General features: G+C 46.4%; 23 protein-coding genes. 20 read left to right on the forward strand and 3 right to left on the reverse strand.

Features of this window, described 5'->3' with window-relative positions; genetic code table 11:
- Window positions 1-8: 8 nt before the first annotated feature.
- The 18 genes from rpsK to NC238_02685 all read left to right on the forward strand — a co-directional run bounded on the left by rpsK (window position 9) and on the right by NC238_02685 (window position 16,573).
- Window positions 9-398, forward strand: coding sequence for a 30S ribosomal protein S11 (rpsK, locus tag NC238_02600; protein MCM1564845.1), 390 nt, complete (start codon window positions 9-11; stop codon window positions 396-398).
- 12 nt (window positions 399-410) lie between these two features.
- Window positions 411-1,040, forward strand: a complete 630-nt coding sequence (gene rpsD, locus NC238_02605) for a 30S ribosomal protein S4 (protein ID MCM1564846.1) — start codon at window positions 411-413, stop codon at window positions 1,038-1,040.
- A 30-nt stretch (window positions 1,041-1,070) separates the two neighbouring features.
- Window positions 1,071-2,018, forward strand: coding sequence for a DNA-directed RNA polymerase subunit alpha (locus tag NC238_02610; protein MCM1564847.1), 948 nt, complete (start codon window positions 1,071-1,073; stop codon window positions 2,016-2,018).
- A 20-nt stretch (window positions 2,019-2,038) separates the two neighbouring features.
- Window positions 2,039-2,380: a 50S ribosomal protein L17 gene (rplQ, locus tag NC238_02615; GenBank protein ID MCM1564848.1), complete on the forward strand. Its 342-nt coding sequence runs from the start codon at window positions 2,039-2,041 to the stop codon at window positions 2,378-2,380.
- A gap of 246 nt (window positions 2,381-2,626) precedes the next feature.
- Window positions 2,627-3,403 carry a tRNA pseudouridine(38-40) synthase TruA gene (truA, locus tag NC238_02620; protein MCM1564849.1) on the forward strand — a complete coding sequence of 259 codons (777 nt, stop codon included), beginning with the start codon at window positions 2,627-2,629 and terminating at the stop codon, window positions 3,401-3,403.
- A 165-nt stretch (window positions 3,404-3,568) separates the two neighbouring features.
- On the forward strand, window positions 3,569-4,003 hold the full coding sequence (rplM, locus tag NC238_02625; GenBank protein ID MCM1564850.1) for a 50S ribosomal protein L13: 435 nt from the start codon (window positions 3,569-3,571) through the stop codon (window positions 4,001-4,003).
- Window positions 4,004-4,021: 18 nt separating this feature from the next.
- Window positions 4,022-4,417: a 30S ribosomal protein S9 gene (gene rpsI, locus NC238_02630; protein MCM1564851.1), complete on the forward strand. Its 396-nt coding sequence runs from the start codon at window positions 4,022-4,024 to the stop codon at window positions 4,415-4,417.
- Between the two features lie 364 nt (window positions 4,418-4,781).
- A complete protein-coding gene (locus NC238_02635) occupies window positions 4,782-5,561 on the forward strand; it encodes an N-acetylmuramoyl-L-alanine amidase (GenBank protein MCM1564852.1) in 780 nt (259 codons plus the stop codon).
- 282 nt (window positions 5,562-5,843) lie between these two features.
- Window positions 5,844-7,097: a hypothetical protein gene (locus tag NC238_02640; GenBank protein MCM1564853.1), complete on the forward strand. Its 1,254-nt coding sequence runs from the start codon at window positions 5,844-5,846 to the stop codon at window positions 7,095-7,097.
- Between the two features lie 130 nt (window positions 7,098-7,227).
- Window positions 7,228-7,953, forward strand: coding sequence for an ABC transporter ATP-binding protein (locus NC238_02645; protein ID MCM1564854.1), 726 nt, complete (start codon window positions 7,228-7,230; stop codon window positions 7,951-7,953).
- Entirely contained in the window at window positions 7,940-8,692 is a 753-nt protein-coding gene (locus NC238_02650) for an ABC transporter permease (GenBank protein MCM1564855.1), read from the forward strand. The genes NC238_02645 and NC238_02650 overlap by 14 nt, the downstream gene beginning before the upstream one ends.
- A 53-nt stretch (window positions 8,693-8,745) precedes the next feature.
- Complete coding sequence (locus NC238_02655; protein ID MCM1564856.1) at window positions 8,746-10,221, forward strand: HAMP domain-containing histidine kinase; 1,476 nt, start codon at window positions 8,746-8,748, stop codon at window positions 10,219-10,221.
- A gap of 27 nt (window positions 10,222-10,248) precedes the next feature.
- Window positions 10,249-10,947 carry a response regulator transcription factor gene (locus tag NC238_02660; protein ID MCM1564857.1) on the forward strand — a complete coding sequence of 233 codons (699 nt, stop codon included), beginning with the start codon at window positions 10,249-10,251 and terminating at the stop codon, window positions 10,945-10,947.
- Between the two features lie 49 nt (window positions 10,948-10,996).
- Entirely contained in the window at window positions 10,997-11,674 is a 678-nt protein-coding gene (locus NC238_02665) for a L,D-transpeptidase (protein MCM1564858.1), read from the forward strand.
- 267 nt (window positions 11,675-11,941) lie between these two features.
- Entirely contained in the window at window positions 11,942-12,970 is a 1,029-nt protein-coding gene (gene argC, locus NC238_02670) for an N-acetyl-gamma-glutamyl-phosphate reductase (protein ID MCM1564859.1), read from the forward strand.
- Between the two features lie 68 nt (window positions 12,971-13,038).
- Window positions 13,039-14,286, forward strand: coding sequence for a bifunctional glutamate N-acetyltransferase/amino-acid acetyltransferase ArgJ (gene argJ, locus NC238_02675; protein MCM1564860.1), 1,248 nt, complete (start codon window positions 13,039-13,041; stop codon window positions 14,284-14,286).
- 117 nt (window positions 14,287-14,403) lie between these two features.
- Window positions 14,404-15,306, forward strand: coding sequence for an acetylglutamate kinase (gene argB, locus NC238_02680; protein ID MCM1564861.1), 903 nt, complete (start codon window positions 14,404-14,406; stop codon window positions 15,304-15,306).
- Between the two features lie 43 nt (window positions 15,307-15,349).
- Window positions 15,350-16,573 carry an aspartate aminotransferase family protein gene (locus NC238_02685; protein ID MCM1564862.1) on the forward strand — a complete coding sequence of 408 codons (1,224 nt, stop codon included), beginning with the start codon at window positions 15,350-15,352 and terminating at the stop codon, window positions 16,571-16,573.
- 290 nt (window positions 16,574-16,863) lie between these two features.
- Here NC238_02685 and amrB read toward each other — a convergent pair whose 3' ends face one another.
- Both amrB and NC238_02695 read right to left on the reverse strand, forming a co-directional pair.
- The gene (gene amrB, locus NC238_02690; protein MCM1564863.1) at window positions 16,864-17,751 is read right to left on the reverse strand and encodes an AmmeMemoRadiSam system protein B; all 888 of its coding nucleotides are present in this window, start codon (window positions 17,749-17,751) and stop codon (window positions 16,864-16,866) included.
- Window positions 17,752-17,813: 62 nt separating this feature from the next.
- Complete coding sequence (locus NC238_02695) at window positions 17,814-22,781, reverse strand: Ig-like domain-containing protein (protein ID MCM1564864.1); 4,968 nt, start codon at window positions 22,779-22,781, stop codon at window positions 17,814-17,816.
- A 349-nt stretch (window positions 22,782-23,130) separates the two neighbouring features.
- Here NC238_02695 and NC238_02700 point away from each other — a divergent pair, with 349 nt between their 5' ends.
- Window positions 23,131-23,511: an iron-sulfur cluster assembly scaffold protein gene (locus tag NC238_02700; protein MCM1564865.1), complete on the forward strand. Its 381-nt coding sequence runs from the start codon at window positions 23,131-23,133 to the stop codon at window positions 23,509-23,511.
- A gap of 147 nt (window positions 23,512-23,658) precedes the next feature.
- Window positions 23,659-24,849 carry a pyridoxal phosphate-dependent aminotransferase gene (locus tag NC238_02705; protein ID MCM1564866.1) on the forward strand — a complete coding sequence of 397 codons (1,191 nt, stop codon included), beginning with the start codon at window positions 23,659-23,661 and terminating at the stop codon, window positions 24,847-24,849.
- 182 nt (window positions 24,850-25,031) lie between these two features.
- Here NC238_02705 and NC238_02710 read toward each other — a convergent pair whose 3' ends face one another.
- The gene (locus NC238_02710) at window positions 25,032-25,532 is read right to left on the reverse strand and encodes a HyaD/HybD family hydrogenase maturation endopeptidase (GenBank protein ID MCM1564867.1); all 501 of its coding nucleotides are present in this window, start codon (window positions 25,530-25,532) and stop codon (window positions 25,032-25,034) included.
- Window positions 25,533-25,648: the final 116 nt, after the last annotated feature.

The raw sequence follows: 25,648 nt of genomic DNA on the forward strand, positions 1-25,648 counted from the left end.
ATTGAAGCATGGCTCGTAAAGTTGTTCGTACCAGAAAAAGAGAACGTAAAAATGTTGAAAGCGGCATAGCACATATTAAGTCGACTTTTAATAATACGATTGTCACCATTACAGACACGACCGGAAACGCACTTTCCTGGTCCAGTTCCGGTTCTTTGGGTTTCAAAGGATCACGTAAAAGCACACCTTTTGCTGCGCAGATGGCTGCAGAGACAGCTGCCAAAGCAGCAATGGAGCATGGGCTCAAAATTGTTGAATGTTTTGTCAAAGGTCCAGGATCAGGCCGTGAAGCCGCAATCAGAGCATTGCAGGCGGCAGGTCTGGAAGTGAACCTTATTCGGGACGTAACTCCGGTACCGCATAACGGATGTCGGCCGCCCAAACGCAGAAGAGTATAGGGGGTGTAAAACATGGCTAAATATACAGAATCAGTATGTCGTCTGTGCCGGCGTGAGGGTCAGAAGTTATTCCTGAAAGGGGATCGCTGCTATACCAATAAATGTGCTGTGGACCGTCGGGCGTATGCTCCGGGCATGCACGGACAGGCTAGAGGCAAAAAACCGACTGAGTACGGCATTCAGCTCAGAGAAAAGCAGAAAGTTCGGAGGATCTACGGCGTTCTTGAGAAACAGTTCCGTGGATATTTCGACAAAGCTGCCCGTCAAAAAGGTATGACCGGGGAAAATCTTCTCCGTTTATTGGAACGCCGTTTGGATAATGTTGTTTTCAGACTTGGCTTTGCTTCATCCAGACCCGAAGCACGTCAGCTTGTGACACATGGTCATATCACAATCAATGGCAAACGCGTCGATATTGCATCTTATCTCGTCAGCACTGGCGAGGCAATTTCGATTAAAGAAAGCAGCAGAGACAACAATAGAATCAAGGAAATGGCCGAATCCTTAAAGGATCGTGCTGTTCCTGCATGGTTAAGCCTGGATATCAACAGCATCACAGGGACTGTCATCAACATGCCAACCCGTGAAGATATTCAGATTCCGATTGAAGAACATCTTATCGTAGAGAAATATTCTCGTTAAACTTTTCCGGGAAAGAAGGGGTGCATTCCGATGCTTGAAATCGAAAAGCCCAATATTGAATGTGTTGAGAGATCTGAAGATAATACCTATGCCAAATTCATTATTGAACCCTTAGAGAGAGGCTATGGCATTACCTTGGGGAATTCCCTGCGTCGTATCCTGCTTTCTTCTCTACCCGGGTCCGCGGTTACTTCAGTAAAAATAGAAGGCGTACTACACGAATTCTCAACCATTCCAGGAGTCTTGGAAGACGTAACTGAGATCATTCTCAATATTAAATCCCTCGCTCTCAAAGGCCATACGGATGAACCGCGCGTTCTGCGTTTGGAATGTGAAGGGGAACGGGTTGTTACCGCAAGAGACATTATCACCGGTCCCGATATTGAGATTCTCAATCCAGATTTGAAGATCGCCACGTTGGATAAAGACGGACGCCTCTTCATGGAAATGAACGTCGAACGTTCCCGCGGCTATGTCTCAGCTGAGAAGAATAAAAAAGCAGATCAGGTAATCGGCGTTATTCCTGTCGATTCCATCTTTACCCCAATTTATAAAGTCAACTATGCTGTAGAAGATACCCGGGTCGGTATGATGACTGACTTTGACAAGCTTACCCTGGAAGTATGGTCTAACGGCAGTATTACCCCGAAAGAGGCAACGAGTCTCGCAGCCAAGATTTTGAGCGAACATTTGAGGCTCTTTATCGGACTGAACGATAATCTGGGTAATGTTGAAATCATGGTGGAAAAAGAAGAAGAGGCCAAAGATAAGATTCTGGAAATGACCATTGAAGAACTGGATCTTTCCGTAAGATCTTATAATTGCCTGAAACGCGCCGGCATAAACAGCGTTGAAGAACTGACACAAAGAACTGAAGAAGATATGATCAAAGTACGCAATCTTGGGCGCAAATCTCTGGAAGAAGTCGAACACAAGCTCAGAGAACTTGGGCTGGGATTCCGTACTCCGGAAGATTAAACCTAAAGGGGGGATCACAGTTGGCATACCGTAAGCTTGGAGTTAACATGAGCCGCAGAAGGGCTATGTTAAGAAATATTGTAACTTCCTTGCTGAAGCATGGAAAGATTGAGACAACAGAAGCAAGAGCAAAAGAACTGAATTCCCTGGCAGAGAAAATGATTACCCTGGGCAAAAGGGGTGACCTGGCTGCCAGACGTCAGGCGATGGAATTTTTGCTGGATGAGACGGTAGTAAAAGAGCTTTTTGATACAATAGCTCCGAAATATGCCGATAGGCAGGGTGGCTACACCAGAATCATGAAAAACGGCTATCGTCGTGGAGATGCTGCCGAAATGGTTTTAGTTGAGCTTGTGGACTAAGATGAAGGCCTAATTTTGAAGTTCGAAGTTCGAGGTTCGGTGTTCGATCGCAGATAACGGAAGCCGGATACCAGGAATTGATTGATACCGGGTAACGAAACCAAATAAGCGTATCGATAACCATTAATCACACACATGAATCGTACCTCTGAACATTGACACATGTTCAGCTTCGAACTTCCTGTTGGCTCTTTTGAAAACAAGCATACCGTCCAGTTCAATATTATAAGATTGCTGGAGAAAAAAATGCGCAACATCCTTCTGCGATTAGCCTATGATGGTACAAACTACCACGGATTCCAGCGCCAGCCAGAGGAACATGGACAAACTATCCAGGGAGAACTGGAAAAGGTCTGGAAGAAGCTTTTTGCCGAAGAAATAAAAATCACAACAGCGGGCAGGACGGATACTGGTGTACACGCTGCCGGCCAAGTGATTAATTTCTGCTCAGAAGCGCGTATTCCGCAGGAGAAGATTCCTAAGGCCATGAATAGTATTCTGCCGTATGATATCAGAATACGCGAGGCCAGGGATATGCCTGAAGATTTTAGTGCCAGGAAAAGCGCCAAGTGGAAGAGATACGATTATAGAATCGATAACGGACGAATTCCTGACGTATTCAGAAGACTGTATTCTCTCCATGAGCCGTTGCAGCTGAATGTCAGCGCCATGCAAATGGCTGCTTCCCAGCTTGAAGGGAAACATGACTTCAGTGCATTTGCCGCTGCCGGGTCTTCGGCTAAAAGTTTTGTCCGGACACTGTACCGCTGTAAAGTATGTTGGCTGGATGAACAAATCGCTGTTACCTGTATTGGTGACGGGTTTCTATATAACATGGTAAGAATTATTGCCGGTACCTTGATGGATGCGGGTAAAGGCCGAACACAGCCGGAAGAAATCCCTGAAGTACTAGCGTCCAGGGATCGAACCAAAGCAGGTGAAACTGCTCCGGCCAGAGGACTCACCTTGACCTATGTCAATTATGACGCATCCAGTCCCGGTGAAATCTTTCCGGAACTTTAAGAAATAGGAAACCATAGGTTGACGAAAGACGTTATTTTAGTTAAAATTTTTAAGTAGTCTTTTACCGAAACGTGAATGAGCCCGTCACGTCCGGTGATGATATAACGAACTCAAAAATCGTACATGAAAACATGATGGACGCGATTAAAAATGGAGGGAACCAACATGACCACCACGCAATTTGCGAAAGCCCATGAGGTGGACCGTAAATGGTTAGTCATTGACGCAGCCGGTGTTTCTTTGGGAAGAGTGGCAGCTGAAGCCGCCCGCTTGCTCAGAGGAAAACATAAGCCGATATTTACCCCGAACGTTGACACAGGTGATTTTGTCATTATCGTCAATGCAGATAAAACGTTGATTACCGGCAATAAACTGGATAAGAAAATGTATCGCTGGCATACCGGTTATCCAGGCGGACTGAAAGAAATGACCTACCGAGTGCTGATGAGCAAAGCCCCCGAAAAAGCTATGGAACATGCTGTAAAAGGAATGCTTCCTCACAACAAACTTGGTGCACAGATGTATAAGAAACTTAAAGTATACTCGGGACCGGAACATCCGCATCAGGCCCAAAAAGCAGAAGTATGGAATATGAAATAGTTGGAAGGAGGTAAAAGCATGTCAGCACAGCTTCAGTATCAAGGTACAGGCAGAAGGAAAAATGCAGTTGCCCGGGTCAGACTTCTGGCCGGTAACGGAAAATATACGATTAACGACAGAGACCTAAGTGAATACTTCGGCAAGAAAACTTTAGAGATGATTGTTCAGCAGCCCTTAGAAGTTACTGAAACTTTAGGGAAATACGATTTAATTGCCAGAGTTCACGGCGGCGGTACAACCGGCCAGGCCGGTGCCCTTAGAATGGGTATTGCCAGAGCTTTGCTTAAAGCAGATGAAAGTCTTCGTCCGGCTTTAAAACGCGCAGGTTTTCTTACCCGTGACCCGCGTATGAAAGAGCGTCGCAAATACGGACTCAAAAAAGCCCGCAAAGCGCCTCAATTCTCGAAACGTTAATATCAGACAAACAACAAATCCCTCAACTAAAGGTTGGGGGATTTTTTATAGGCATTATATTTGGAAATTAATCTGCAACGCGGTAGATACTCTTTTATTATTTGGTTATCGTTTGGTTATTGTTGTCTGGTTGAAGGAATAAAATTTATTCAATAAAAATTCTGTTAATAAACCATTGAAAACAGTATGACCAAGTAAGGCAACCCAAGGCGAAAACACTTCTAGGTTTTACAGGTGGCATAATTGCCAAAAATCACTGAACATGCTGACAGGCAAATCTTATCCAATCAAAGGTCACTGAAATCATTCCCTTCTGAATAATTCACTACCCTTCACCATAGATATAGGTGAGAGGGGGAAGACCATGACTAAACAACCAAATTATTCATGGATCAGCGGACTGAAGCGCAGACAGAGAATGCTAAGACTAAAGATCATACTGGCATCAAGCATTCTCGTTCTTCTGGCCGTAACCGGAATTTTTCTCAGCCAGAAAACAGTAGCGCATGCCGCCAAGGATGTTCCCGGATGGAGCTGGATACTCGGCGGGGTAACCATTTCGATCGATGCCGGTCATGGCGGGGTTGATCCTGGGGCTGTTGGCGTCAATAAAACCCTGGAGAAGGATGTGAACCTGCAGGTTTCTAAAAGGCTGCAGGTACTGTTCACCCAGGCCGGAAGCAAAGTTGTGATGCTAAGGGAGCAGGACCGGGATTTTGGGACTTCTTTAAGCTTGCTTCAACGCAAAAGAGAGGACTTGGCCTACCGGATTCAAACCGCTATGGAATCCCAGGCTAAAATATATCTGAGTATTCATGCCAATAGTTTTTCCGATCAAAGACAACATGGCCCGCAAGTGTTTTACCATCCGGAATCCGAGGGAGGAAAACTGCTGGCTGAAAGTATACAGCAAAGTTTGAATAAAGTCGGAACAAAAAAACGGGAAGCAAAAGCGAACCAAAGCTATTTTATCCTCAAGAATACGGATATGGTGGCCGTGACGATTGAAGTCGGTTTTCTGTCCAATCCGGAAGAAGAAAAGAAATTAAACGAAAGTGCTTATCAGCAGCAGCTGGCCATGGCTATTTTCGAAGGAGTGGGCAATTATCTGGCCAAGGAACAGCCGGTGGCGGCAGCCGATTAATCCTGAAATCATCATCTTAACAATAAATAAAGGAAGATACGTAATTAATCCCGAATATATCAGATAATCACTTTGGAAGCTGCAACGCACCTGACCTTTCAAGTCTCGTGCTTAACGCCATTTCAAATCTATTTCAAAGAGTAAAAAATTGAAAGAAGAATTGTCTATTTTGCCCGGAAGCATTGTTTATAAATTGTTTAGATTCTGTTTACGGATATTCAAGATATTGGGAGTAAAATAAGATCAGGAAGCTTTCCAATATTTGAAAAGGAGTAAGTGAAGATGAGAATATCTAAAAAAGCGGTGCTGCCGGTAGTCTTTACCGTCGGGATTCTGTTGTTTGCGACGACTGCACTGGCGGACATTGTCAGCAAAAGCGGCTATGATACGCTTAAGGACGGCTTGAAGCAAAGCGCAGCGAGCTGTTCAGAGAAATTTAACAACTTTACCCTGGATTATTCATTTGCCATAAAGTATAACGGTGAAATCATCAGTTCCCAGAGCGATGTCAAAAAATTTGACCGGCTGAATGGGGCGACCGAGGACAGCTCCCGCAGTCTGAGTCAGGACGGAAAGGTTTCCGATTCTTATTATTATACGGATAAGAACACCTGGATCAATGGTACGGATATCGGCACCGGCAATGAAGCCTATTACTATACCGAATATACCCAAGAGCGCGAAACGGATGTATTTGACAATCCTTTTAAACAGGATGAAGCGGAAGATGTTGAGAAGATTGTGGATGCGGTTGTCGGCAGTTTGAAGGACCATGTGGTCGTTCAGGAGAATGCCGATGGCAGCAAAGCGCTTTCTGGTTCCCTGTCTGAAGTACAGATTCCGGCTTTGGTCAACGCGGTGGCCTCCCTTCAGGTCAAACAGGCTCTTTCGGGACAAAACAGCTATAGTGCCAGAATCCCTGTACTAACGCAGGATATCTATGTGAAACAAATTGAAGGGTCGGCCACAGTTAATTCCGACGGTCTCTTGGATTATATTCTGGCAACAGTGATATTATCCGGAAAGGACGCACAGGAGCAGGTCCATGAAATTACGATGGAAACGCTTGTTAAATTAACGGATATCAATGAAACAATTGTTCAGAAGCCGGACCTTAGCGGCAAAAAAGTTCAGAGAACAACAGAAAGAACCAGCGCCGGACCTCAGATCTCCAATCCTGAAAAGTTTATCGGGACATTTAAAAACGATATTATCATTGAGCAAGACGGTAAATTTGTCAAGATTGGCGAACGCATTCTGAAAATTGCCCATGTTGAGAGCGCAAATATTGCCGGAGAATATTCCGAGAAATACAGAGAAGGCTTTGAGACGTATGCTCAGAATGCTCTGACCTTTACGTTTGACGCCACAACTTCCAATCAGACAAAATCGGATGCCATGTTTGAATTCAGAGATAATGACGGATCGAACCGGTCCGGAAGCATCTATCTGGATGAAGTAAATGCCAAGGTGTATTTCAACTTGAACATATCCAGCGGGTCTTACGATTCCGTCTTCTCGCCTGTTCTGGAATGAACAGATGCAATGTTAGATGATAGATAAGGAATAACAAGTAACAAAACGAATAACAAATAGCAATAACTTTAAATTGGAGCTGCCGGGGAATCCCGGCAGGCTCCTTGCAGTGCACAATGGGGGCAATTATATGGAAAAAGTGATTGAAATATGCAGCCTGACCAAACTGTATAAAAACGGCCGGGGCATTGACGATATCAATCTGGAAATTGATCAGGGGGATATTTTTGGTTTTCTTGGGCCAAACGGTGCAGGAAAAACAACGGCAATGAAGATCATGACCGGATTGATCCGGCCGGACCGCGGTGACGTCAGGATTTTCGGGCATAGTATTACCGAATCATATGAGAAGGCCATGGCGGAAGTTGGCTGTATTATTGAAATTGCTGACTCTTATCCGTTCTTGACCGCTTATGAAAACTTAAGGCAGCGTGCCCGGTGTTACCCGGGAGTCGATGACCACAGAATTGATGAGGTTCTGGAGCTTACCGGTATGATCAAATACAAACAGGAAAAACCCAGGAAGTTCTCCCTAGGCATGAAGCAACGCTTGGGTTTAGCTGCGGCTATTCTGGCCAGGCCCAAAGTTTTGATCCTGGATGAGCCATTGAACGGACTCGATGTCGAGGGGATGATTGATGTCCGTAATCTCATTAAGCAGATGGCTGAACAGGAAGGAACCACCTTTTTTATTTCAAGCCATCTGATCCATGATGTTGAACTTACCTGCAGCAGAATCGGGGTCATCGTCAACGGAAAGATGCTCAATGTGGACAGCACGGAAAAGATTCTGCAAAATTACGCCACGTTGGAGAATTACTTTGTCAGTGAGGTGGAACGCAATGGCCGCGTATAAAGCTGCTTTGATCAATGAAATTGAAAAGCTGTACAAAAAGAAAAAAGCCCTGGTTGCGCTGATTATCTCACTGGTTGTGATTGTACTGGGGCAGCTGGCCGTCGTTGGTGTCAGAACCGGCTTTGGTGTAAGAGGCACCGGCAGCGTGGAATTTCCCGTACTGGTTTTGTCGGTCGTCGTCAATACGATTCTGCCGCTGTTTACAGCGCTCGTTGCCATTGACTGTTTTTCCGGGGAGTTCTCCCATAACCTGATGCGCGTCACGCTGACCAGGCCGGTCAGCAGGCTGAAAATCTATACGGCCAAAGTCACGGCCATTGCGGTCTTTATTCTGGCCAACCTGCTGATCTTAATGGTCTTTTCCATGCTGGCCGGTTTTCTGTTTAATGCCAATTCCGCTACGCTTACCGCTGTAGCGAGAACCGTGCTCGTTTATGTGATCAGCTTGTTTCCGCTGTTTACATTGGCCCTAGGGATTGTGTTTTTGGCCAATATTCTAAAGAGCGGCACGTCGGTATTTTTTGTTGCAATTATTGTTTTTCTGGCCATCAAGGCTTTTGGTATTTTCTTTTCCGAGTACTCAAGCCTGTTGGTTACCACACAGCTCGACTGGTACAATTTGTGGCTGGCCAATTCTTTGCCGCTGGCGAAGATTGGCCGGGAGTTTTGTCTGATGCTTGGCTACGCACTGATGTTTTTTGCAGCGGGGTTTTATTTGTTTGATAAAAAAGAGTTCTAGATTTCAGAATTTGCTTAAAAATGATGCTAAATGACTGAATAAGAGGACCGGCAATGAATCTTAAGAAGCGTTTAATTGCAGCAAATGCAGCTACCGTGGCGATTCCGGTGCTGATTACAGCACTGGTCGCCATGGCTTATCTGTTTATATACAGCAAACTATATGGCAATATATATTCCTGGGAAAGCTACCAGCGGGCCTCTCAGATTGAAGCAGTACTGATGGATACAGAAAGACTGATCCAGCAGGAGAGTCCCGACGCGATTGCCGATGAAAAGTTCCAGCGGCTGTTGCGCCAGAAAATAGCCGAAATCGGAGGCGAACTGATCATCCTGAAGGATGATAGCATGATCTATACCTCGCTGGATGCACCGGGAATTGGCAAAATTGAGCTGGCTAAGGCCTTGGAAGCAGGACAAAACAAGCCTGGCAAGGAAAGCATTGTGATCAGTGGTCAGTCCTTTACGGTTCAGATTATTGGGCAGGATCCTGCAGATACTGCTGGGGGAACCGTGCTGCTGCTCGTTCCGCCGGATCAGGCAGCTAACGGCCTGATTCAGTTCCTCATTGTGATCGGCCTGACGTTCCTTTGCTCTTTCATTGTTACGAACATCCTGATCTCCTATCAGTTTTCGCGGGCGGTTTTGCAGCCACTGAATCATCTACAACATGCTGCAGATGAGATCCGGACCGGCAACCTGGACTGCCAGATTGCCGAAGAAGGTGACCGGGAGATTGAAGCATTGTGCCGGGACCTTGAGCTTATGCGCCTTAAGCTCAAGGAATCGATCCATACCCAGCTGAAATACGAAGACAACAGAAAAATGCTGATATCCAGCATATCCCATGATCTAAAGACTCCCGTTACTTCGATTAAGGGTTATGTTGAAGGCATTTTGGATGGCGTCGCAAATACCCCGGAAAAAACGGAGAAATATTTGAAAACCATCTATGTAAAGGCTGAGCAGGTTGATAAGATGATTGATGATTTGCTGCTCTACGCCAAACTTGATCTAAACCAGATTCCGTTTAATTTTGAAAGGACCGATGTTCAGGAATTCATTAAAAGCTGCTTGCTGGAAAGTGAACCTGAACTCGGAAACAATAGAATTCACACGGAAATGTTCAGTGATCTGACCCAAAAGCGCTGCGTTTTTCTTGATCGGGAACGAATGAAAAGAATTATTATGAATATTCTGGACAACTCTCGTAAGTATATGGACAAAGATGAGGCGGTAATAAGGGTTCTGCTCAGGGAGACTCCTTCCAGTATTATTATGGAGTTTCAGGACAATGGGTGTGGAGTCAGTGAAAAGGATCTGCCGTATATTTTTGACCGGTTTTATCGTTCCGATCAGGCCAGAACAGGGATTGAGGGAAGCGGCCTCGGACTTGCGATTGCCAAACAGGTCGTCGAGGGGCATCAGGGGATTATCTGGGCAATGTCCCACGGCAAGGAAGGAATGAGTATTCTGATTTCACTGGCCTATCTTAAAGACGAGTACCATGTCAACTCTAAGTCTACATGAAGAAAACCATCCAAAACGAGGACTGTTATGAAAAAAATTCTGATTATTGAAGATGATCTGAATATTGCGGAACTGCAACAAGATTACCTGGAAGTGGAAGGTTTTGCAGCCGACATTTGTACGGATGGTTCTGCCGGTCTGAAGCAGTTCCAGGAAAACGGCTATGATCTTCTAATCCTTGATATCATGCTTCCGGGTCTGGATGGTCTGGAGATTCTGCGCAGTCTAAGAGATGAAAAAGAGGTCCCTGTGATTCTGGTATCTGCTAAAAAAGAGGAAATCGACAAAATCAAAGGCTTTAATCTCGGAGCGGATGATTATATCACGAAACCCTTCAGCCCCGGTGAACTTATCGCCAGGGTCAAAGCGCATCTGCAGAATTATGAAAAACTGAAGAAGAAATTCAGCGAAAAGCAGATAAGCAACAACGCTGTTGTGATCCGTGGACTCAGGATCGAGAAAGAAGCCCGCAGGGTCTATATCCATAACCGGGAAGCCAATCTCGCCCAGAAAGAATTTGAGCTGCTTTTATATCTGGCCAAGCATCCCAACCGGGTATTCGGCAGAGACGAATTATTCGAAAAGGTCTGGGGACTTGAGGCGCTCGGTGATTCCGCTACGGTCACGGTTCATATCGCCCGGCTGCGTGATAAAATTGAAAGCGACCCTTCCAACCCGCAATATATCGAAACGGTCTGGGGAGCGGGCTATCGGTTCAGGGTTTAATAAGAACATCAGAAATGAATCCATTATGCAGCAAAGGAAGAAGATCATTTTGAAAAGAAAACAATCTAAAATCGCACTTGCCACGGTAGTTATATTATTTATTGTTGCCGGGTTAATGAGCTTTCTGGGCGGATCTGAAGTAGTCAGTGTGTTTTCTCGGTACAATTCTAATCAGCACCAGACAACCCCGCAAGATAACCAGACTTCTTATCATAACCAACAGAATGGAACGGCTGAAAACAGCGGTGGGAATAACCAGGGTGCAGAAAATGATCAGAAAGCTGAAGCGAAGCAGCAGGAATCCGCGAACGGACAGCAGGATCAAACGGCCAAATCTCAGGAAACCCAACAAAGTGACTACAGGATTGATGTTGATGTGACCGAACAAATTGTCCGGATCTATTATCAGGGTTCTGAAATTAAACAATTCACAGCGTCGACAGGCGCCAATAATTTGACTCCGCTGGGGGATTTTGAAATTCAAAACCGCGGCGAATGGTTTTTCTCCGAAAAATACCAGCAGGGTGCCAAATACTGGGTCTCTTTCAAAGACTGGGGTGTGTACCTTTTCCATTCTGTCCCGATGGATAAACAGAAAAAAATGATTGCCGAAGAAGCGGCCAAACTTGGTACACCGGCTTCTCATGGCTGTATCAGGCTAGAAGTGGAAAACGCCAAATGGATTTATGATAACATACCGCAGGGAACGAAGGTGCATATTCATTAATGTTATGATGATGCCGAAATACTGTTGTAAGATCTCAAATACTTTTCGCATAACGGAGAGTATTTTTTTTGGAAAAAGACGGAATGTATAGTAAGATAAACTGAGAGAATAGATAGAAAAATTGATCAGAATAATTTAAAAGAAGTATTGGAGAAAAGTAAAAATTTAAGGACTTAGGTATTGAATAATTATTCACGTAAGTGTATAATTATTAAAATAAATTATTAATAAACTAAACGCTGCATTATCGTTACAGGAGGGATATGGATGATTAAAGTTGGAATTCTTGGAGCAACCGGCTATACAGGGCAGGAACTGCTTCGTTTATTAAATAACCATCCGGAGGTCACGCTGGCGTATTTAGGCTCTTCTACATCTGCGGGAAAGCGTATTTCAGATATTTGCCCTCACCTTCAGGAAAGTCTGGAAAACGTGCTGGAGGCAGAGGAGATACCTGATGTCGACGTGGTGTTTATGGCGCTGCCGCATGGCATAGCAGCGGCCAGAGCCAGGGAATTGATGGAACGCGGCATAAAAATCGTGGATCTTGGAGCCGACTTCAGACTTAAAGACGTCCAGGAGTATGAAAATTGGTATAAGGTTAAGCATGCTGATCCAGCTTTGCTGCCAGAGGCTGTCTACGGACTGCCTGAACTATACAGAAATGAAATTGCGGGGAAAGCCCTTGTGGCAAATCCGGGCTGTTATCCCACAGCATCTCAGCTAGCGCTGGTACCGCTACTCCGGACAGGACTGCTTGATCCGACCGGCATCATCATCGATGCCAAGTCGGGTGTCTCAGGAGCAGGCCGCGGGATTGTCCAGAACCTTCATTATTCCGAAGTGAATGAGAATTTTAAAGCTTACAGTGTTGGTGTGCATCGCCACACACCGGAGATCGAGCAGCAGCTAAGCGGTGCGGCGGATGCGAAAGTCGTGATTAGTTTTACCCCACATCTCGTGCCAATGACCCGAGGCATACTGGCTACCATCTATGCCGGTGTCAAGAGCGGCATAACGGAGCAGGAACTGTGGGATTGCTGGCAGCAAGCTTACGAGAAGGAACCGTTTATTCATGTGATGCCGGAAAGAGAGTGGCCCCAAACGAAATATACGTATGGGAGCAACCACGCATTCCTTCAGCTAAGATATGACCAGCGGACCGGCAGGGTCGTCCTGGTTTCCGTCATTGACAATTTGGTCAAAGGAGCATCTGGCCAGGCCATCCAGAATATGAACATCCTGTTTGATCTGCCGGAAACGACTGGGCTTCAAACCACTGCGCTCTGGCCATAGGGAGACAAATGGACGTTTCTTTTGTCCCCAAACTTCTAGAGACAGAAAAGATCTAAGGAGGAATAAAAATGACGGATGAATTGTATCCTTGGCAAGAAATAAATGGCGGGATTTCCGCACCGCTTGGATTTTATGCCTGCGGGGTCAAAGCGGGCATAAAACATAAAGACAAATACGACCTGGCGCTGATCTTATCTGAGATCCCGGCCAGTGCGGCAGGGATGTTCACGCGCAATGTCGTGAAGGCCCATCCGCTGGTACTCACCAAGAAACATCTTGCAGACGGCAAAGCGCAGGCTGTTATTGTCAACAGCGGTAATGCCAATGCCTGTATGGGCGAGATTGGTGACAACGCTGCCACGGAGATGGCCAGGGTGACCGCAACAGAGCTCGCTCTTGCTCCGGAAGATATCCTGGTATCGTCCACAGGGGTAATCGGGCAGGAACTGCCGCTGGCTAAAGTCATCCCAGGGATCAGGCTGGCCGCAAAGGAAGTTCAGGCACTTAAGGGAAAAGTCTCCGCAAGTGAAAAAACTGAATACGCCCACCAGGCGGCGTTGGCTATTATGACCACAGACACGGTTTGCAAAGAACTCGCTTTAGAACTGCAGTGCGCCCAAGGAGCTATAAAGCTTGGCATCATGGCTAAAGGCTCGGGCATGATCCATCCTAATATGGGAACGATGCTATGTTTTATTACGACAGATGCGCAGGTTGCGCAGGATAAGCTGAAAGGGCTGTTGAAGGCAGTAACGGATGAAAGCTTTAATATGGTAACCGTGGATGGCGACACCAGTACGAACGATATGGTCGTGATCTTGGCCAACGGATTATCGGGGGTTGCGCCGGAAGGTCAGGAATGGGAGAACTTTTCTGCCATGCTCCGGGAAGCCTGCTGTACGATGGCCAAAGCGATTGCAAGAGACGGCGAAGGGGCCAGCAAGTTTCTGGAAGTGAAAGTCGCAGGGGCCGCATCATTGGAAGCAGCTAGAATGATTGCCCGCAGTGTCTGTTCCTCTAATTTGGTGAAATCTGCCATGTATGGCGAAGATGCCAATTGGGGAAGGATTCTGGCTGCAGCAGGATACTCAGGGGCCAACTTTAATCCAAACAAAGCGCATATCTACCTGAACGGGTTGCAGGTCGCTGCACACGGACAGGGCCTGCCATTTTCCGAGACGGAAGCTTCGGTTTTGCTGAAGAATACAGACATTAAGGTCGACGTCGTTCTGGGTGACGGAAACGAACAGGCTGTGGCCTGGGGCTGTGATCTTACACATAAGTATATCGACATCAACGCTGATTACCGGACGTAATAATATCAGCGTAATTAGTGATCATTGAATATGGATGTTAGTTACTGGTAATTATCTGTTAAACACTTGAGTTTTCTAGAGACACCTTATGAAGAGGAGTAAAGGAGGCGCATCAAAATGGAAGATTTCAGTGCGAAGATCAGCAATTTAGATAAAGCCAATATTCTGATTGAAGCCTTGCCGTATATTCAAAAATTCTCCGGGTCTACCGTTGTGATCAAATATGGCGGGCATGCCATGATTGATCAGGAGCTTAAAGAAAAGGTCATGCTCGATATCCTGCTGCTGCATACGGTTGGTATCCGTCCGGTTATTGTTCACGGAGGGGGACCGGAAATCAATACGATGCTGAAGCGTGTCGGCAAAGAAAGCACGTTTGTGCAGGGCTTAAGGGTTACGGATAAAGAGACCATGGAAATTGCAGCGATGGTCCTGGTCGGAAAGCTGAACACGGAGATTGTTTCGATGCTAAACAGCTTTGGCGGAAAGGCAGTAGGGCTGAACGGCCAGGATGCCAAACTGCTCGTCGCCGAGAAGAAACCGATGCAATTGGCCAATGAACAAGGATTGGTCGAGGAAATCGATCTTGGGTATGTCGGTGAGATCAAGAAGGTTACGCCGGGGATCATTACCAGCCTTTTGGATCAGGGATATATTCCGATTATTTCACCGCTGGCCGGTGGAGATGATGGTGAAAGCTATAATGTAAATGCCGATACGGCTGCCGGAACCATCGCCGGATCCTTAAAAGCTGACAAATTCCTGCTTTTGACCGATGTCAAGGGAATTATGAGAGATATCAATGATCGGGAGTCTCTTATTTCCGTTATCCCGAAGGAAGATGTACCGGCAATGATGACGGAAGGGATCTTTAAAGGCGGAATGATACCGAAAGTAGAATGTGCAGTAAACGCGCTGGAACAGGGAACAGGTACCGTTCATATCCTGGACGGCAGACAGCCGCATGCGATTTTGCTGGAGTTGTTTACTGACGGTGGGATCGGGACGATGATTAAATAAACGGAGAATATTCAATAAATTGTATTATAGAGAAGAAGGGTCGATGGTCGATATGAATATAGAGCTGAATACGGAACAAATGATCGCGATGGGCAAAGAAAATGTCATGAATACGTATGGCCGTTTGCCAATGGCGTTAGTCAAAGGATCCGGATCGCTGGTCTGGGACAGTGACGGCAAGCAATATCTGGACTTTGTCGCGGGTCTGGCTGTAACCTCACTCGGGCATGCCAATCCGGAGATCGTGGAAACCATCCGCGAACAGGCCGGAGAGATCCTGCATACTTCCAATCTGTACTGGATCCCTGGGCAGGTCAAACTCGCGAAGATGCTGACGGACAATTCGTTCGCGGATAAAGTATTCTTCTGCAACAGCGGAGCGGAGGCCAACGAAGCTGCCATCAAACTGGTGAGGAAGTATGCCAAGGAGCATTTTGGGGCTGAAAAAATTCAGATCGTATCCCTGAAGAATTCGTTCCATGGCAGGACGCTGGCAACGATAACAGCCACAGGCCAAGCCAAGTACCAGAAGGGATATGAGCCGCTGCCGGAAGGATTCTCCTATGTCACGCTGAATGATATGAGCGAATTGGAACGGGCCATCAATGAAAAGACTGCCGCTGTAATGATCGAACCTGTGCAAGGGGAAGGCGGTGTCCAACCTGTTTCGCGTGAGTTTCTGCAAAGAGCCAGGGAATTATGCGATAAGTATGGGGCGTTGCTGATCTTTGATGAAGTCCAGTGCGGACTGGGCAGGACCGGAAAACTGTTTGCCTATGAGTGGTCCGGCGTAAAGCCGGATATCCTGACGCTGGCCAAAGCGCTGGGCAATGGGGTGCCGATTGGTGCGATGCTCGCAGCAGACAACGCAGCAGCTTCTTTCCAGCCGGGAGACCATGCTTCGACTTTCGGAGGCAACCATCTGGTCTCGGCTGTCGGCTGCAAAGTGATGGAGATCATGACCCGGGAAGATTTTCTGACCGGGGTCGAGAACAAGGGGTATTATTTCCAGGATAAGCTGCAGAAGCTTGCTGAAAAATTTGATTTGCCCGGTAAGGTCAGGGGGCTCGGACTGATGGTCGGCCTGCCTATTGAAGAAAAAGGACCCGAGATTGTGAGCGACTGCTGTGCAAACGGACTGCTGATCAACTGTGTCGGAGGCAAGACCCTGCGTTTCCTGCCGCCGCTTACAGTCACGTTTGACGAAATTGACCGGGCAATGGAAATTCTGGAGCAGGCCTTTCAAAGGAGCTTTGGCGTGAAGTAAGAACAGATAATAAAAACCAACAGATTAAAATGAATGAAAAGGGAGGGCGTAACCAAACTCTATCAAAGTTCCGTTACGCCCTCCTTTTTATGATTTTCAGGGATCAAGCTGTCGATACTTAAAGGGAACGTTAAACCGATTCTATTTCCCAGATTTACCCATATAACTATTAATTACTTCAGATATTGGAGACTCGCTCTTGGTAGCCTGAGTTCAGTTACAGCCCCTTTGTTTAGGTTTAAGACTGTTGTAATTACACTAGTTAAATAGAAGACGTTAATTCCCAAAGGTTAATCACTATCTGTATCAGCGTAGAACACTAGCGTAAAATAGCTGGTTGTCTGAGTCATATCGTTTTGCAGGAGTATACCGGAATTTGTGTTGCCCAAAACGTGAAAAGCCCGGATTCCTTGTTTCTCGGCCAGCCGGAAAGATGCGGCAAGCGATGCGGGAGAATCCAGGTAATCATTGCCCAGCCTGAAGAGGGCAGGATAATTAAATTCCTGCATATATTTCAAGGTTTCGCGGTCTTTGCCTTGGGCCTCGACCCGGGTCAGATAATGCGAAAAGTCAACCGATGAGATCAGAACCGTATGTTCATTCAGACAGGGCTCTAGTCCGGTAAGCAGCGTATTGACTTCCTGAAGGGTGACATCATGATGCAGAATGAGCGGTACAATCTTTGCTTTGGGAAGATAATGCTTAATAAGCGGTGCCAGAGAGCCAATGGAATGTTCCGAAGAGAGGGTTCCCTCATCTCTGCTTGCCAGGCTGTTTTTAAGCAGAAGGGTGACCGTCGGCTGATCCGTTTCGACAAGGCCTTCAGGAGTCTCCCAGTTATCCAGACCTGTAATAATCCGGTTCCCGTTGTTAAGATGATTTGGGCCCACCAGGATGATTAGGCCTGGCTCCTGCGCGGCAAGTATTTGCATCAGATCGTTAATTAGGCGGGCAGCTGTCAGATGATGAGGCATCACGGCACTTACGATTCTCTTATCTGCTTTGGACGGTACAGCAGGCTGGTCGGCCAAGATAGCATTTAATTCCTCCCGGGTGATAAAACCGGAATGGGAGGAAACGGATATCCTGCCGTCACCGGAGGATTTTTCCGTTAGGCTTGTTCCGCCGCATCCGGACAGGAGTAAGAAAGAAAAGCATAATAATAGTAAGGCAGTCATGTTTAAGACGGTTTTACATAAAACGAAGCAGCGAATATTCGTAATAGGTCATGCCCCCATTTTTATTTGATCACAATCCTGGATAGGCTGCCGCTTGTGTAAACGATACTGTTCTTAATGTTGCTCAAAACGGGTGCTTCGCAGTTGAATTCACCAGGTGAGATGACTCGTGCCAGATACGTAATCGTGCCTTTGTCCTTGCTGACGTGGAAGACCAGCTTTTGGCCGTTGACTTCTGTCGGATAATCCCAGTGATTTTTGGCAGTTGGGTCTTCATTGTAATTTTCGGGACGTGGGATAAGAGCAAGACCGGCAGGAAGCACATCCACAATTTCATAAAGCCCCTGGGGCGCTTTATCGCCGATGTTATAGCTTAACACGACCTGGACGAGGTTCTGGCGATTGAAGGTATTTGTCTCCGTACTGCCGACGCGGTAGGTACGACTGATCTCAAGATCGGTATTTTCTGATCCTTCTCCGGCCTGAATCGGAACGTTGTAGCAGCTCACCATGCCAATCTTGCCTTTGATCCTGGTGAATGATATCTCCGTCAAATCCTCAGGAAGAATGGTCAGTTTAAAGAAGTTCATATTTCTTAAGATTTTGGTCTCTTTTTTTCCGTTTAGTTCATAGGTAAAGCTTACCGGCGAAGAGGCCATATACTGAAGGTTGTAGCGGAGTATTTCCAGCTGCTCGAGCGTATTCAAAATATCTTTGCCCGGATTCTCAAGCAGATACTGGTAAAGCTTGTTTTTTTCCGGCTGGTCCAGGCGTGCTGCCAGAAGTGCCATCCGGGTTGTAGCCAGAATCATATCATCCTGATCGCTTCCTACGTTGATTCGCAGTACGGAACCGAGGTCCTGCTGATAAGTGCTGAGCAATTCCTTATAAACCTGTTTGGCGTAGGCTCCATCCCCGGTTTCCAGCAGAGCCAGAGCCAGGTTGATCTTTGCTTCCGCAGACAGATCTTCCTTCTGCATATAGCTGTCAATCTGCAGAAGAACAGGCTCTCCCAGGGAAGCGAGCCCGAGAAGAATCACACTTTCATCTTCTGCCGCAGGTGTCTGACTCCCCTGATTTCCTTGATCTCCCTCTTTTCCTGCTTCTCCTGTGTCTTCAGCTTCCAGAATTCTGTAAAAATAGCGGATTAAGGCCTGATCATCAAAGACACCTGGGGCAGCGGAAGCGACCATTGCCGACAAGGCCGGATCACTTTCTCCATAAGAGAGGATGCTGATTCCACCGTCGGGCCGCTGACAAGGGAGCAGAGAATCCCGATCCTCCCTATCTCCAACCAGAGGGATATTAGATTCGGGACTGTCGGAGAAGTACTTTTTCAAAAGCTTGGTGGCTTCCTGGGCGGCAAGCTTTTGCTCGAGGCGGCTTCCATTATTCCAGATCAGCTGGTAAAGACCCCGGAGGTACTGGCTCTTCTCAGAATCACTGAAGATCACTGTCGTTGGTTCTTCAGAAGAACCCTTGAGTCCCTGGCCTTCCGTTAAAAGACTTCGGTCCGACACAATCCTCTGCTGAAACGATTTCACTGCGGTAAATTCCTTGGTCAGTGTGTCAGTAAGGCCATTCTGACTGCCGGATACGGTCAGACGGTAAGTACCTGCTTCGAGGGCCGGCAGCTTCCAATCTGCAGCAGAAAATGCTGTATCGCTTTGACGCCAGGTCTGTTCCTTCCCGCTGGGACTGATTAGTTTCATGGTATAAGAAACATTTTGGCTGTTTTTGAGTTTTTCACCATAAGAGCGTGTAAGGACGACTGGAGAATCTCCTGCTAGATAATGGCTGTTCAGTGTCACTTCGACAAAGAACGGCAGACGTATCGGAAGCTGCGAGGTACCGCTACCAGCCTGAAGATTCTGAGTAAAAGCCTGGTAGGTAACCCGCCAGGATGTCAGATTGTCCGGCAGGGTGAAGTCCGTTGAGGCATTCCCGCCACTGTCGGTTTGCAGCGTGGTGAAGAGTACGGTATCCCGAAAATCACTACGTCCCGAACCGCCCTCCCCGCCAGACTCGGCAAAACCATAGAAATCGGGGTGATAATGGGACTTTCTGGTTATCAGTGTCAGATACTGATTATCACCATAGAGGCTGTTTAAAAGGTCAACACTCTGGTTTTGCAGGCTGAATAGGGCTTCATCAACAAGATTCAGATTAATCTGGGCCCTTTTAACAGGGGCATTGTTGCTGTCGGTCACTTTAAGGCTTAAGTGAACCTTATCGCCGGGCCGATATTCAGTCTTATCCGATTGTACCGCGACATTCAGTTTTTTTGTTTGGCTTGCAAACGATATCATGACGCTGCTCGCTTCATAGTAGCTGTTCCCGTCGAAATAGACCCCGCCTACGGTAACATTCGGAATGTATAAATCGGTAAACAAAAAGCTGTACTTAGGGGTAGTGCTTACCTGGTAGGCATCAATGACTTTTTGACCGTGGTAGAATAAAATATTTCTTCCGGCAGGATTTAAAACTTGGTTATTGACCATCATGGACACCTGAACTTGGTCCCCAGGATTATAACCGTCAATACCAGGTGTTCCCTGCAGGAAGTAATAAGCGTTATCCGGCTGAGGATCCTGTTTGCTGATAGTTAATTGTCTTGTAAAGGATCGGCCATCACTGTCCTGTGCTGTAAGATAGAGATTGTAGGATTCCTTCGGATCAATTTGACCTGTATATTTCAGCATTCCGTCAGAAGCTGTTGTTAGTGCAAACTCACTGACCAGTTTTGTGGCATAGTCATAATTATAAGATTTGACTACTTTTTTACTGATGAAATCATAGTACTGACCTGTTTCGGTTCTTGTAACGACTTCCTGGTAGAGCTTAGCTTTCACCGGGGCATTGGCAACCGGTCCCTGAAGATAGTTCTCTTCAGAAGCAAATTCTCCATTGTTTAGCTTGGTCAAATCAACAGATGATAATTTGGCGGAGAGGGTATAGGTATCTTTCTGGCGGATCGCTTGGCCGTTGATGTAGACTTTGCTTTTAAAGACAAGCAATTCAGCGTAATTGTAGATTTCACCTGCTTCGGGAAGGGTGGCGTTGGCCGCACATGTCTGGAAATCGTAGTCCGTATAATTCTCTGCATGAGCCTTGCCGGTATAGGAAAGTATCGCCGTTCCTTTGGCATCGGTAGTCAGGTCACCTTCCTGATCAGACAAAAAGTAGTGCAAAGACAGACTTGGGACAGGCGTGCTTTCAAAGAAGGCGGCTGAGAACTGAAAATTCACCTTCTCTCCAGCGAAGATGGCTTTCTTATCTTGAGTCAATGTTACTTGATAGGCCGGTTTTTGGTAGTTTTCTACGGAAAAGCTTCGTGAGAGCAGCTGAACATCGCCAGATTTAACCTGCAGTTCATAGTAACCGGGTTTTAGAACGGGAAGTTTGATTTGACCCTGAAAACAATCATCTTTTACTGCGGTCTCCTGGGTCAGGACCGGGGAAATCTCACCCCCCGGGTAGTAAGCGCCGTCATAACTATACACTTCAATCGTGAGATCACGAAGCGGTTCAATCCGGCTGCCCTGCGTACTGTTCCCGGATCGCGGTGCAGCGATTCCCCAGAAGTTCAACGTATCCCCAGGCTTATAAAGGGCTCGGTCCAAATAGAGATACTTCCAGTAATCCGACGGATTGATCTGGCCGGTGTTACTTTCTTCATACCAGGTCTCTATAGGGACGAGGATTTCTTTGCCTCCCTGCCGGATCCAGGCATAGCTTCTCTGCTCGCCGGACAGCTTTTGCTTGATCAGAACCGTACCGGATTTATCCGTACTGGCAGTAATCTTCTTATTTTCAAGACTGACAGTGGCTTCGGCAACGGATGTTTTGGTCTGCAGATCATTAACCCAAAAGAGGCTTTCATCCTGTCCCTGGGCAAGGTAGACGGCAAGATCGGTTACCTGGAACCAGACTTGCCTGACGGATTCGTCTGCCTGGAATTCTGCGGAATAGTACCCTGCTTCCAGCGTTTCTGGGAGCATGATGTATTGATTGTAAGGGTCTGTCTTCAGAAATTCGGTGTCATATTCAGCCAGTATGTAGGCTGACGGTAATTTTTCGAGATAATGGTTCCAGGTATAGTAGGACCAATCAGGCAGCACATCCCGTTTCGAGAGAGAGGCTTGAAAGCTTTGGTGATCCGGATAGCGGTAAAGGTTGATATGAAGCGGAGGCGTGTCTATGATTTGACCTCCCAAATACGTATTGTTGGTAAAATATACGGAAAATGCAGGCTGCTCACTGGTGCTGAATTCGGTCAGACTTGTGTTCAGATCAAACGTAAAAGGAGGATTGTTCTGTTCAACCGTCCCGGTCTCAAAGCTGAAACGATAGTCTTCGAACAAGGTTTCCGTCGTACCGGGGAGTACAAAGCCTTTGTTGAGCGTGACTGTGTAGACGGTGGCCGGTTGCAGTGCTTCCGGCGTAAATACCAGCGTTTTTTTATGCTTTTCGAAAGCCCCCTTCACCTCGGGTGAGATACTGAAATAATCCTTCAGGCTGCTAATTTCATAGTTGTCGGAAGAGAAAGTCAATTCAATTCCTGTGTCTACCGGAACAGAGGTGCTTTTATCTCCGGGAAGGGAACGAAGCACCTGAAAGGATGCTTTGGTCTGGAAGGCCCAGCTGAGGTTTTCCTTTCCCGATGCTTCCGGATCAAAGGCCAGACGATAAATCGTATTCGGTGCTAATTCTCCCTCGGGAATAATTTTATAGCTCTTGCCGTTATTCTGTTTATCCAAGGTGTAGGAAAATTTCGGACTAAGCTTGAGCGATGCCTTTACTGTTTTTTCAGTCAGGCTTTCTTTGCTGGTAAGTAAAAAGGTCGTCGTGGTATCAACCCCGAGCTGATCAAAGTCAACCGCAGTAATAGCGATATCCGAGGCCAAAACTGTTCTGTCATTCAGACGGAAAAAGTCAAATCCGTAAAAAATGCTGATAGCCATCACAAGAACTAAGGCGATGCCGATTGACTTTTTCCAACTCATCAAGTTCCTGAAATTCTTTGCCATCAATTAACCATCCTTTCGACACAATACGATGGTATTGTCAGTTTAATATTATATCTAGAAGTATCTGATAACAGATTAGCGTGTTTAACAACATATTAGACGTAATTAATCGATAATTCTATACATCTGACAAATATCCTTTTTATGGATGCAGCACTTTGTTTACGGATTTGCAGCTGCCTGTGCCGCTGCACGCCATACTATGTTTATGCAAGAACACTCTTTTGTAGACCACGCTCGTTTAGATTTGAGAAAAAAGAATTTTGGTTGTAGACTATTAAAGATATAGGTCGAAAGGGTTGGAACGATTCTGGAGAAAACAGATTGAGATTAGACCGGAGGAAGAAACGTGGATTATTCGGATAAAGTTATTGAACATTTTATGTGCCCACAAAATGTGGGCAGCATGCCTGATGCAGATGCCGAGGGAATCTTTGGAGATGTGTCCTGCGGAGATTCGCTGACGATCTATCTGAAAGTAAAGGATGGTATCCTGACGGATATCAGTTACCTAGTGTTTGGCTGTGCCGCGGCGGTAGCAGCAAGCAGCATGTTTACGGTTTTAGTGAAAGGGAAAAGTATTGAGGAGGCTTTAAACATAGGCGGCAGAGACGTTTTCGACGCGCTGGATGGCCTGCCGGCAAGTAAAGTCCATTGTTCTGTGCTGGGTCCCCAGGCCCTGAAAAAAGCTATCGAAGACTATGAATCTAAAAGAAAAGATCAGAGCTAAAAGTGTCGAAAATCTTGCCAAAATGGCAGAAATATGATGAAATTTTTGATTGTTTACGATATGATAATAAATAGTTTCAATAATAATGCCTGCAATCATGATGTCTGCATCATATACAGAACGCCATAGGTGAAAGGATTTGAAAGTATGAAGCTGTCCCAGCGCATTCTGGGCATGAAGCCGTCTGCTACGTTGGCTGTTGATGCCAAAGCCAAAGAACTAAAGAGTCAGGGGAAGAATGTTATTTCGTTTGGATCCGGGGAACCAGATTTTGTGTCCCCGCCGTCCGCTTTCAAGTATGCGGCGGAAGCGATGGAAAAAGGAAAAACTCATTACACATCAACACCTGGGGTTCCTGAGCTTCGTCAAGAAATTTGTGCTTATTACCGAAAGGAATTTGGTCTGAAATTTGATCCGGGACAGGTAGTCGTTGGTCCGGGAGCCAAACCTTGCATATATGAAGCGCTGGCAGCGATCGTTGATCCAGGGGATGAGATTGTCCTGCTTGCACCCGCTTGGGTAAGCTATATCGAACAGATCCATCTTGTAGATGGGAAACCGGTGATCGTGGAAACAGAAGATAGTGGTTTTGTACCAAGATTGGACCGCGTGGAAGCCGCAATTACGGACAGAACCATCGCACTTTTGCTGAACTCTCCATCCAATCCGACAGGGGTCCTATTTGACGAGAAGACCGTTAGAGGCCTTGCTGAGATCGCCCAAAAGCATGATCTCTGGCTGATTTGGGATGAGATTTATGAGAAGCTGGTTTATGGCCAGAACAAACATATTAATCCGCTGCAGCTTATGCCGGAGCTGGCTTCCCGGACAATTATCATTAACGGGGTGAGCAAAGCCTATGCGATGACAGGTTGGCGGATCGGTTATTCGATTGCCCCGCTCGAGTTATCATCCAAGATCAATTCGTTTCAAAGCCATCTGACCTCGAATGCCTGCTCCATTGCCCAATGGGCCGCGGTCGGGGCGATGCGGGAAAGCGGGGAAGATGTGCTGAGAATGAAGGCAGCTTTTAGTGACAGACGGGATCTGATCTGCGGACTTTTGCGTGAAATGCCGCATATCTCCTTTCCGGAACCTGAAGGTGCCTTTTATGTTTTTGTAAACATTAAGAACTGTATCGGCATGTCCTTTGAAGGACAGAAGATCAAAGATGATATCGGATTCTGTAATAGGCTGCTTGATTCCGAACTAGTTGCCGTCGTACCCGGCAGTGCTTTCCTGGCGCCGGGATATTTACGGATCTCCTATGCAAGTTCTCCGGAACAGATAACCGAAGGTATGAGAAGGCTGCATCGTTTTCTGGATAAGCTGAAATAGTTGAGGTGCTTTCTTTTGATAACAGTCTAAAGCTATTATCAGCGTCATATCGGTTTAGAGTGACTTCTGTCTAGGGGCTTACCTCGACATTTGACATAGAGCCACAAAAAGATACTGCCAATAGTATAAAACTATCAGCAGTATCTTTTTTGATTTAAAGTTACGCTTTAAGCGCTTTATGCCTATTCGGCAGGCGGAATAGCCAGGAAGCTGGATGCGGCATTAATCTGAGCAAACTCTTTGAACATTTGTTCCTTGAGTCGCGGGAAAACCGCCTTAATCTCCTCGGACAGGTCCATGCCCCATTCAAGACTTTTCGGTTGAACACCGTAGATCAGGGTTTGGGGAGTATTACCCAGAATGTCTGCCAGTGCGAGAACTTCCAGAATGCCCACCTGATGAAACGATACTTGGTACTTCTCCGGGAAAACCCGGATATCTTCCGGACAGAACCGGAAGACACTGCCGGGCTCTGTCTGGGCATTGATCGCATCCACAATGATCAGGAAATCGGTTTCCTTGATCAGATGGACCAGTTCCAGACCGGCTGTTCCGCCTTCTAACAGCTCGACGTTGTCAGGCAGTTCCTCGGGCTTAAATTCATTCAGGAACTGAACGCCTAAGCCTTCGTCACTTAGTAAAACGTTGCCTACGCCCATCAGCATAATTTTTGGTGGAGTCATACGTGAAAGTCCTTTCCTATAAAGTTTCGTAAAATAAAGCTAGTGATAGAATGAAGATAGTACCTTGTCAACCCTAATATAATAATCTGCTAACAGAATAGATAAGGTTTAGGGTT

Source organism: Dehalobacter sp. (assembly GCA_023667845.1).
GTDB lineage: Bacteria > Bacillota > Desulfitobacteriia > Desulfitobacteriales > Syntrophobotulaceae > Dehalobacter.